11 protein-coding genes are annotated in these 9,735 nt (G+C 62.1%); 9 read left to right on the forward strand and 2 right to left on the reverse strand.

Features of this window, described 5'->3' with window-relative positions:
* The 3 genes from GVL52_RS27500 to GVL52_RS27510 all read left to right on the forward strand — a co-directional run.
* Positions 1-690 (forward strand): M3 family oligoendopeptidase (locus GVL52_RS27500; RefSeq protein WP_244619314.1); only part of this gene is annotated, 690 nt, incomplete at its 5' end.
* Positions 691-1,122: 432 nt separating this feature from the next.
* The gene (locus tag GVL52_RS27505) at positions 1,123-2,295 is read left to right on the forward strand and encodes an aminodeoxychorismate synthase component I (RefSeq protein ID WP_160012587.1); all 1,173 of its coding nucleotides are present in this window, start codon (positions 1,123-1,125) and stop codon (positions 2,293-2,295) included.
* Complete coding sequence (locus tag GVL52_RS27510; RefSeq protein ID WP_160012588.1) at positions 2,292-2,918, forward strand: aminotransferase class IV family protein; 627 nt, start codon at positions 2,292-2,294, stop codon at positions 2,916-2,918. Before GVL52_RS27505 ends, GVL52_RS27510 begins: the two co-directional genes overlap by 4 nt.
* Here the strand turns inward: GVL52_RS27510 and GVL52_RS27515 are convergent.
* Positions 2,915-3,820, reverse strand: coding sequence for a sensor domain-containing diguanylate cyclase (locus GVL52_RS27515; RefSeq protein WP_160012589.1), 906 nt, complete (start codon positions 3,818-3,820; stop codon positions 2,915-2,917). The genes GVL52_RS27510 and GVL52_RS27515 overlap by 4 nt on opposite strands.
* 132 nt (positions 3,821-3,952) lie before the next feature.
* On the opposite strand from GVL52_RS27515, the gene GVL52_RS27520 reads away from it, so the two are divergent.
* Together GVL52_RS27520 and GVL52_RS27525 are read left to right on the forward strand one after the other, a co-directional pair.
* Positions 3,953-4,237 (forward strand): YciI family protein, encoded by a 285-nt coding sequence (locus GVL52_RS27520; protein WP_160012590.1) that lies wholly within the window; start codon positions 3,953-3,955, stop codon positions 4,235-4,237.
* A gap of 24 nt (positions 4,238-4,261) precedes the next feature.
* Positions 4,262-4,621, forward strand: coding sequence for a DUF4440 domain-containing protein (locus GVL52_RS27525; RefSeq protein ID WP_160012596.1), 360 nt, complete (start codon positions 4,262-4,264; stop codon positions 4,619-4,621).
* On the opposite strand, the gene GVL52_RS27530 is transcribed toward GVL52_RS27525, so the two are convergent.
* Positions 4,618-4,797, reverse strand: a complete 180-nt coding sequence (locus tag GVL52_RS27530; RefSeq protein ID WP_160012591.1) for a CopG family transcriptional regulator — start codon at positions 4,795-4,797, stop codon at positions 4,618-4,620. The two genes, GVL52_RS27525 and GVL52_RS27530, sit on opposite strands and share 4 nt — an antisense overlap.
* Positions 4,798-4,854: 57 nt before the next feature.
* Between GVL52_RS27530 and GVL52_RS27535 the strand changes: the two genes are divergently transcribed.
* The 4 genes from GVL52_RS27535 to GVL52_RS27550 all read left to right on the forward strand — a co-directional run.
* Positions 4,855-5,724, forward strand: a complete 870-nt coding sequence (locus GVL52_RS27535) for a DUF3445 domain-containing protein (RefSeq protein WP_160012592.1) — start codon at positions 4,855-4,857, stop codon at positions 5,722-5,724.
* A gap of 139 nt (positions 5,725-5,863) precedes the next feature.
* A complete protein-coding gene (locus GVL52_RS27540) occupies positions 5,864-7,315 on the forward strand; it encodes a homospermidine synthase (protein ID WP_160012593.1) in 1,452 nt (483 codons plus the stop codon).
* Positions 7,316-7,485: 170 nt separating this feature from the next.
* Complete coding sequence (omp10, locus tag GVL52_RS27545) at positions 7,486-7,854, forward strand: outer membrane lipoprotein Omp10 (RefSeq protein ID WP_160012594.1); 369 nt, start codon at positions 7,486-7,488, stop codon at positions 7,852-7,854.
* Positions 7,855-8,049: 195 nt separating this feature from the next.
* On the forward strand, positions 8,050-9,735 hold a 1,686-nt coding region (locus GVL52_RS27550; RefSeq protein ID WP_160012595.1), incomplete at its 3' end, for a bifunctional UDP-sugar hydrolase/5'-nucleotidase.

The following is a 9,735-nucleotide window of genomic DNA, read 5'->3' on the forward strand; positions in this document are numbered from 1 at the left end:
ACAGCCTACGTGCTGGTCAACTATCTCGGCAAGCCGCGCGACGTGATGACGCTCGCCCACGAACTCGGCCATGGTGTGCACCAGGTTCTGGCCGGCGGTCAGGGCGCCTTGATGTGCCAGACCCCGCTGACGCTTGCCGAAACAGCCTCCGTCTTCGGCGAAATGCTGACTTTCCGCGCTTTGCTCGACAAGACGAAGGACAGCAGAGAGCGCAAGGCGATGCTCGCCCAGAAGGTCGAGGACATGATCAACACGGTCGTCCGCCAGATCGCCTTCTACGAATTCGAGCGCAAGGTCCATACGGCGCGCAAGGCCGGCGAACTGACATCGGACGATATCGGCGCCTTGTGGCTATCGGTACAGGAGGAAAGCCTCGGCCCGGCAATCAGGATCTCGGAAGGCTACGAGACCTACTGGACCTACATCCCCCACTTCATCCACTCGCCCTTCTACGTCTACGCCTATGCCTTCGGCGATTGCCTGGTGAACTCGCTCTACGCCGTCTACCAGAACGCCGACCAGGGTTTTCAGGACAAGTATTTCGAGCTTCTCAAGGCCGGCGGCACCAAGCACCACTCCGAACTGCTGAAGCCCTTCGGACTGGACGCCACCGATCCGTCGTTCTGGAGCAAGGGATTGTCGATGATCGAGGGGCTGATCGACGAGCTGGAAGCGCTAGATAAGGGCTGAGGTGAGGGAGCGGGCGTCACCGCTCGTCGCTCCGCTCCGCCCCCTCATCTGCCCTCCGGGCATCTTCTCCCCGCTGGGGAGAAGAGGACCATCGCGTCACCGCATGAGGCGTGAGCCGAGATAGGGTAGCCAGCCATGACCAAACCATGCAACACACAAGAGGACCAATGAACGCCTCCTCCCCTCCCTCATTCCTGTGCTTGCCACAGGAATCCAGTGCGCCCAAGTCCTTGGGCGCGGGAGACACGTTGCCGGCGGCAGGTTCCTTCACGGCGCAGACGCGCCGTGGCTGGATTCCCGTGACAGGCACGGGAATGAGGGTGTATGTGGCAACGGCCACAGGTGACCACGACAGCGCAAGCAAGGTCGGGCTGACTGTAGCGAGCCTTGTCAGCAAAGGCATCACAGCAGCAAACAGGGCGCATCACGTCGATGCCTGAGCCCCACATCCTCTTCCGCGACGACACCTCAGGCCAGGTGATGTTCTTCACCGACCCGGCCGAAATCATCGTCGCCCACACGGCCGCCGAGGTCTTCGCTGCCCTTACCCGCATGGAAGAGGCCAAGGCATCCGGCAAGTGGCTCGCAGGCTACATGTCCTACGAAGCCGGCCACCTGTTCGAAGACAAGCTCGCCCCCTTCGCCACCGAAAACCGCGAAACCCCTCTCCTCTGCTTCGGCATCTTCGACGCACCGCAAGCAGACACCCACCCGCTGGCGCAACCAAGCCAACGCCTCGAAAACGAAGAGTTCCTCACCGCTCCGAAAGCCGGTTGGGATTTCGCAACCTACCAGAACCGTTTCGACCGCCTGCACCGGCACCTGCGCCAGGGCGATTGCTACCAGGCCAATCTGACCATGCCGATCGAGGCCCGCTGGTCGGGCGATCCCCGCGCCGCCTTCTGGTCGCTGATATCGCGCCAGCCGGTGAAATACGGCGCGCTGGTCGATCTCGGCGGTCCGGTCATCCTGTCACGCTCGCCCGAACTGTTCTTCCGCACCGACGAAGACGGCTGGATCGAGACGCACCCGATGAAGGGCACCGCACGGCGCGGCGAAAGCCCGGCCGAAGACGCCGCGATCATCGCCGCCATGCGCGAGGACATCAAGACGCAGGCCGAAAACCGGATGATCGTCGATCTCCTGCGCAACGACATCTCCCGCATCACGCAAGTCGGCACGCTCGACGTCCCGAAACTCTTCGACATCGAGACCTACCCCACCGTCCACCAGATGGTCAGCCATATCACGGCCAGGCTGCTCCCCGGCCTCACCATCCGCGATATCTTCGCCGCCCTCTTCCCCTGCGGCTCGATCACCGGCGCCCCGAAGATCAGCGCCATGACCATCCTGCACGAGTTGGAGGACGGCCCGCGCGACGCCTATTGCGGCGCCATCGGCATGATCGCGCCGACGGGCGCCATGCGCTTTTCCGTCGCCATCCGCACCCTCAGCCTGTTTGACGACGGAAGAGCAATCTTCAACGTCGGCGGCGGCATCGTCTTCGATTCCACCGCCGAGGCCGAATATGAGGAATGCCTGCTCAAGGCCCGCTTCGCTATCGGCGATCAGCAGATCGCGGGAACCGGAAGGCCAGCCGCGTGACCGACTTCCAGCTGATCGAAACCCTGCGCTATGAACCCGACATCGGCCTCATTCGCCTGCGCCTGCATCTCGCCCGCCTCTCCCGTTCAGCCGGTCGCATCGGCTTCCCGAAGCCGGTTGACGCAACAGCCAGGCTCAACGAAGCCGTCGCCAATGCCACCACCGCCCAGCGCGTCCGCCTGACCTTCGATCGCGACGGCAATACCGCCGTCACCACCGCTCCCTTCACGCCGCTGGCGCCGGAGACGATCTGGACCATCCGCATCGCCAACCAGCGGCTCGATTCCAGCGACAAGCTGCTTCGGATCAAGACCACCCGCCGCGCCGTCTACGACACGGCACGCGCCGAATACCCAGCGTCGCAAGCCGACGAAGTCATCATGCTGAATGAACGTGGCGAAGTCTGCGAGGGCACCATCACCTCCGTCTTCCTCGACGACGGCACCGGCACGCTGCGCACCCCGCCAATCTCCTGCGGTCTGCTTGCCGGCGTGCTCCGCACCGAACTCATCTGCCAGCGCAAAGCCCGCATCGGCCGCATCACGCTGGACGATCTGGCATCAGGCAAGCTCTACGTCGGCAATTCGCTCCGCGGCCTGATCGCCACCCGGCTCATTCTTTAGGCGACGATCCGCAGCCGGTCGCGCCCGCTCTGCTTGGCGTGATAGAGCGCCTCGTCGGCCCGCGCATAAACCTCGCGCGCCGTCTCGCCGGCATGCAGCTCGGCAAGGCCTGCCGAACAGGTGTAGGAGAATGCCGGCACCGAACGGATCGGCCGGGCGCCGCGCACCGCACTCAGCACCCGGTCGATGATCGCGGCCCCTTGCGTCAGCACCGTATCCGGCAGGATCAGCATGAACTCCTCGCCGCCGATCCGCCCGAAACTATCGCGTCGCCGCACCAGCGGATGCACCCGCCTGGCAAAATCAATGAGCACATCGTCGCCGGTCTGATGCCCGTAGAGATCGTTGATCCGCTTGAAGAAATCGAGATCGATGATGCAGATACAGCCACGCGCCGCCTCCACCGATGCCTGCCGTTGCACCAGGCTCTCCAGCGCCGCCATCATGAAGCGGCGGTTGGAGATGCTGGTCAGTTCGTCGGTCTGCGATGCCTTGAGTGCGAAATCGCGGTCCTGCCTGACATCGCGCTCGCTGGCCTTCAGATGGGTGATGTCACTGGCGATGCAGAGCATCCAGCCGTCACTCTGGACGGTCTCCGTCATCCACAGCCAGCGCCCATCGGCCACATCGGTCTCGAACGCCCGAAACGGCAGTTTGCCGCGCCGGGATTGCGCCGAGACCAGCCATGTGTCGAAATCAGCGGCACGAATGATCGTGCCCTTGCCTGCGCTGGTGTTGCGGCGCATCAGTTCTGCCCAGAAAGGGCATTCATCCGGCTCGAGCGCAAAGGTGGAGCGAAAGGCGGCGTTTGCATAACGCAGCCGGTCGTCCTGATCGTAAAGCGCGATCAGAACGACACTCTCCTCCTGCAACTCCGCAAGCCGCTCCGATATCTGGGTCATCCGATGGTCCCGGGGCGCTGGAATAACGATGATTCGCAGTTTGGAGCGGAAGTCTGAAAAGATTATGGATGGACCGGCACAAATTGCCTATTCAGCTGCCCTGAAACGAAACAGCCTCAAAGGAAATGCCCCATGTTCATCCTTTCTCTCACCTATGTGAAGCCCAACGAGGAAGCCGACAGGCACATGGAGCCGCACATGGCCTGGGTGAAGGAAGGCTATGCAAAGGGCTGGTTCCTCGCCTCCGGCCGCAAGGTGCCGCGCACCGGCGGCGTCATTTTTGCCGTCGGTCAGCGCCCCGAGATCGAAGCCTATGTCGCCGCCGACCCCTTCACCATCCACGGCGTCTGCGAATACGAGATCACCGAGGTGGCAATCACCACGGCCAATGACGGCCTGGAGATCCTGAAGGGCTGAACCGATGAGTGAAAGCACCGACGACTGCGCGCCCATCTCCGGTCCCTGGAAGCAAAGCTGTTCGAGCAAGCGGTGCGCAATACGCGCAGTTCGCTGGAGCGCCTCCTGGCACCGGATTTCCGCGAGATCGGCAGCTCGGGCCGTCTCTATGGGTTCGAAGAGATCATTACTGCCCTGCTGCAAGAGCCGGCCGACGGCACGACCCGCACGCTCACCGATTTCGAGATCCAGCCGCTGGCAGCAAACGTGATGCTCGCCACCTATCGCTCCGAGCGCACCGCACCGGACGCTCCGTCGGTCCGATCGCTCCGCAGCTCGATCTGGCGCCGCGATGCCGACGGCATCTGGCGCATGGTCTTCCATCAGGGGACGCCGGCGCTTTAGACGCTGCGCTCCCGGCGGGCACGGAATTTTAGGATATCCACTTCCGGGGGCGGAAGCTCGTGATCGGAACCCCAGGAGTTCAGCCAGGCGCATATAGCCTCATGCGAGATGAACTCGCCCTTATCGGCAGCCAGTACGGCTTCATCGATCGCTGACTCCTGCCCGTCATTTGCCATTGCCCGGTCTCCAGCGAACGCTTGCCATCACGCTAACAAATCGGCACTTTGCTGACAATGACGCTTCCGACCTACACGCCCTATGATGGCTCGGCCAAGCCATTCACCATCGGCCTGATGCCGCTCGATCCCGCCCGCTGGATCGAGCCGGATGCCGATTGGGGGCGCTATGCCGGCGAAAAGCGCAAGCTGATCGATCACGATCGCAGCGAGGTCTTCGTTGCCGAGACCGGCACAGAGGACGCCCAGCAGGAAACCCTCGACCTGCTCAACGCCCACCTCACCGAGCGCCATCCGCAGCTCTGTCCAGCAACCTCGGACACACCCGACCTCCCGCCACTCATCCGTGCCGGACTGTTGATCCAGGACGACCTCGTTATCATGCGCCGCAAGCCTGATGGTTGGCATCTGGTCGCCGGCTTCGTCGCGTTCCCCTCCTCCTGGTCGCTGCAGGAAAAGTTCAGCCGGCCGATGCAGGCGATCCATGCCGATGTGCCGGGCTTTGGCGAGGGCACGCGCAATGCATCGCTGATCACCCGCATCTTCGACAATCTGCAGGTCGCCCAGCCGGTCGAACGGATGAACTGGTCGATCAACCGCACCGACGAACTCTTCTTGCCGCTCTCCAAGCACCGTCTGATGCCACAGGCCGAACCCTTCACGCTGGCCGAGCGCTTCGCCCGCGTCGAGCGCCAGACGCTCCGCAGGCTTCCTGTATCGGGCGATATCCTCTTCACCATCCGCGTCTATGTCGATCCGATATCAGCGATTGCCCACCATCCGCAGGCAGCCAGACTGGCCGCAAGCTTTGCCGCCCAGCTCGAAAACCTCGATGAACAACAGGCAGCCTATAAAGGCCTGACCCTGCAGAAGGCCGCGTTGGCCGCGAAATTGCACGCGCTTGCAAGCAAACCGCCCCTGACCTGATATTTGCATTCCCGGCTCGAACGCTCTTTATTGTGACGGAGTTTTATGATTAGAGCCGGTCACCCCCGCAGTATTTGCGCGATTTCAAATGAATTCTTTAAGGCGTATCGCCTTTCGCCGCCTTCCATAGGAGAAGAGAATGACGGAACAGACCCACCCGGTATATGCCGAAATTACCGGCCCGATCGTGATGATCGGCTTTGGCTCCATCGGCCGCGGCACGTTGCCCCTGATCGAGCGCCACTTCAAGTTCGACAAGAGCCGGCTGGTCGTCATCGATCCGCGCGAAGAGCCCTCCGACATGGAGATCCTCAAGCAGCACGGCGTCCGTCACATCAAGGAATACGTCACCAAGGACAACTACAAGGAGCTGCTGAAGCCGCTGCTCACCGAAGGTGGTGGCCAGGGCTTCTGCGTCAACCTCTCGGTCGACACCGGTTCGCTCGACCTGATGAAGCTCTGCCGCAAGCTCGACGTTCTCTACATCGACACCGTCATCGAGCCCTGGCTCGGCTTCTACTTCGACAAGAACATGAAGAACTCCGACCGCACCAACTATGCGCTGCGCGAGACCCTTCGCCACGAGAAGAAGAAGAGCCCGGGCGGCACCACGGCCGTTTCCACCTGCGGCGCAAACCCGGGCATGGTCTCCTGGTTCGTCAAGCAGGCGCTGGTCAACCTTGCAAACGACACCGGCCTGAAGTTCGACGAGCCGGATCAGCATGACCGCGAAGGCTGGGCCAAGCTGATGAAGAAGCTCGGCGTCAAGGGCGTTCACATTGCCGAGCGCGACACCCAGCTGACCAAGAACCCGAAGCCGCTCAACGTCTTCTGGAACACCTGGTCGGTCGAAGGCTTCATCTCCGAAGGTCTGCAGCCGGCAGAACTCGGCTGGGGCACCCATGAAAACTGGATGCCGAAGAACGCCAAGAAGCACAAGAAGGGCTGCAAGGCCGCCATCTACCTCGATCAGCCGGGCGCCAACACCCGCGTTCGCACTTGGTGCCCGACACCGGGCCCGCAATATGGCTTCCTCGTCACCCACAACGAATCCATCTCGATCTCCGATTACTTCACGGTGCGCGACAAGGACGGCGAAGTCACCTTCCGCCCGACCTGCCACTATGCCTACCATCCTGCCAACGACGCCGTTCTGTCGCTGCATGAAATGTTCGGCAATGGCGGCACCGCGCAGCCGGTCCACCATGTTCTCGACGAGCACGAACTGGTCGATGGCGTCGACGAACTCGGCGTGCTGCTCTACGGCCACGAGAAGAACGCCTACTGGTTCGGCTCGCGCCTGTCGCTTGAAGAGACCCGCCGCATCGCTCCCTACCAGAACGCCACCGGCCTGCAGGTGACTTCGGCCGTTCTGGCCGGCATGGTCTACGCGCTCGAAAACCCGAAGGCCGGCATCGTCGAAGCCGACGAGATCGACTACAAGCGCTGCCTCGAAGTACAGCTGCCCTACCTCGGCCCGGTCGAAGGTCACTACACCGACTGGACCCCGCTGGACGGCCGCCCGGGCCTGTTCCCTGAGGATATCGACACCAAGGATGCTTGGCAGTTCAAGAACATCCTGGTTCGCTGATCACCGACCAAATCCGATTTGAAAATGCCCGCCGAGAGGCGGGCATTTTTGTAACGCCTGCTGTATAAATTCCAATGCGCCACCTTGAAGCCTTGCCTTCCCGGAAAGCCCGCGCCATGTGTTCCTTAACAAAACCTGTCTTTTCGGCCTGAATCTTCCGGGAGAAGCTTATGAAACTCAAAACCCTCCTCGTGATCGCCGGTGCTTCGGCGGCTCTCTCGGCCTGCGTGTCGCCATCGCCGCGCCCCATGCCCGTGTCCGCGAACCCGGCGCCATCAGGCGTGGAAGGTTCCTGGTCGGACCCGAACGGCATCATCTCCACCTTCCAGGCCGGCACCTTCACCACCCGCACCACCGACACCAACCAGATGCTCGCCTCCGGCACCTACATCAGCACCTCGCCGACGCTGGTTGAAATCAACATGACCTCGCTGGTCCGCAAGACCCAGTCGAAGGTCAATTGCGCGCTGGTCACCCAGAGCCAGCTCAACTGCACCTCTGACGCCGGCTCGCAATTCAGCCTCACCCGTCACATGTAAGGTTTGCAGCCTCGATCGATCAAAAGCTCCCTCACGGGAGCTTTTTTTGTTTACTGCCCTTGGAATGCATTGCGGCTGTCACAGGTTTTTCTCTTGCGGCCACTAAGGGTTGATGAAAACATCGATGCGTAGGGACGGCAAGGCACGGGGACCGGCTCTGGTTCAGGCTTCGCCGATAAAAATCAGGAGAACAGGATGACGAAATCATTTCAATTCGGTCTGTTGACCGCGTCCGTACTGGCGCTGTCGAGCAGTGCCGCCTTTGCCGACTATCAGCTCAATATTTTGCACATCAACGATTTTCATTCGCGCATCGAATCCATCAACAAGTTCGACTCCACCTGCTCGGCCGAGGAAGAAGGCAAGAACGAGTGCTTCGGCGGCGCCGCCCGCCTGAAGACCGCCATCGACCAGCGCCGCGCAGCACTTGCAGGCCAGAACGTGCTGACCTTGAACGCCGGCGACAATTTCCAGGGCTCGCTCTTTTACACCACCTACAAGGGCGCGGTCGAAGCCGAAGTGCTGAACGACATGAAGTTCGACGTCATGACTGTCGGCAACCACGAATTCGACGATAGCGAAGACGGCCTGGCGACCTTCCTCGACAAGGTGAAATTCCCGGTCATTTCCGCCAACGTGCTGGCTGCCGACGGCGCCAAGATCGGCGATCGCATCAAGCCTTCGATCGTGCTCGAGGTCGGCGGCCAGAAGATCGGCATCGTCGGGGCAGTCACCAACGACACCGAGGAACTGTCCTCGCCCGGCCCGAAGATCATGATCGCCGATGACGTGCAGACGATCACCGCTGCCGTCGAGGATCTGAAGAAGCAGGGCGTCAACAAGATCATCGCCCTCACCCATGTCGGGTATCCGCGCGATCTCTCGGCCATCGCCAAGATCCCCGATGTCGATGTCGTGGTCGGAGGCCACTCGCACAGCCTGCTGTCCAACACCGACGCAAAGGCCGAGGGTCCTTACCCGACGATGGTCGACAACCCCGGCGGCTACAAGGTTCCGGTCGTTCAGGCCGCATCCTACAGCAAGTATCTCGGTGATCTGGTGATCGATTTCGACGATAGCGGCGTGGTCAAAAGCGCCAAGGGCGACCCGATCCTGATCGATTCCTCCTTCACCCCCGATGCAACCATGGCGGCGCGCATCACCGAACTCGCCAAGCCGATCGAAGACCTGCGCAAGAAAGTCATCGGCTCGTCGGAAGGCCCGATCGAAGGCGACCGCAAGGTTTGCCGCGTCGAGGAATGCACGATGGGCAACCTCGTCGCCGATGCCATGCTCGCCCGCGGCAAGGACCAGGGCATGACCATCGCCATCCAGAACGGTGGCGGCCTGCGCGCCTCGATCGATGCCGGCGACGTCACCCAGGGCGAAGTCATCACCGTTCTGCCGTTCCAGAACACGCTGGCCACGTTCCAGCTGACCGGCGCCGATATCCGCACCGCCCTCGAAAACGGCCTCGGCAAGATCGAGGAAGGTGCCGGCCGCTTCCCGCAGGTCGCCGGCATGAAGTACAGCTACGACAAGACCAAGCCGCCAGGCAGCCGTGTCGTCTCCGTTGACGTCAAGGAAGGCGACGCCTTCGTGCCGCTCGACAATGCCAAGAGCTACGGCGTCGTCACCAACAACTACATGCGCGCAGGCGGCGACGGCTACGCGATCTTCGCCACATCAGGCAAGAACGCCTACGACTTCGGCCCCGATCTCGCCGACGTCACCGCCGACTATGTCGCCGCCCACTCGCCCTACAAGCCCTACACCGACGGCCGCGTAACGGAGGTTGCCGCTTCCGCCACAGCGCCGGCACCAGCCGAACCGGCAGCAACGGCTCCCGCTGCCCCTGCAACCCCTGCAACCCGTCTCTTA

Origin of the sequence: Rhizobium sp. 18055, assembly GCF_902706285.1 — a bacterium.
Classification (GTDB): domain Bacteria; phylum Pseudomonadota; class Alphaproteobacteria; order Rhizobiales; family Rhizobiaceae; genus Rhizobium.

What these genes read in the sequence shown, in the direction of transcription:
- GVL52_RS27515 (WP_160012589.1), bottom strand. Translation starts at nt 3,820, where the DNA reads ATGACCCAGATATCGGAGCGGCTTGCGGAGTTGCAGGAGGAGAGTGTC.
- GVL52_RS27535 (WP_160012592.1), top strand. Translation starts at nt 4,855, where the DNA reads ATGACGCTTCCGACCTACACGCCCTATGATGGCTCGGCCAAGCCATTC.
- GVL52_RS27540 (WP_160012593.1), top strand. Translation starts at nt 5,864, where the DNA reads ATGACGGAACAGACCCACCCGGTATATGCCGAAATTACCGGCCCGATC.
- GVL52_RS27530 (WP_160012591.1), bottom strand. Translation starts at nt 4,797, where the DNA reads ATGGCAAATGACGGGCAGGAGTCAGCGATCGATGAAGCCGTACTGGCT.
- GVL52_RS27520 (WP_160012590.1), top strand. Translation starts at nt 3,953, where the DNA reads ATGTTCATCCTTTCTCTCACCTATGTGAAGCCCAACGAGGAAGCCGAC.
- GVL52_RS27505 (WP_160012587.1), top strand. Translation starts at nt 1,123, where the DNA reads ATGCCTGAGCCCCACATCCTCTTCCGCGACGACACCTCAGGCCAGGTG.
- omp10 (WP_160012594.1), top strand. Translation starts at nt 7,486, where the DNA reads ATGAAACTCAAAACCCTCCTCGTGATCGCCGGTGCTTCGGCGGCTCTC.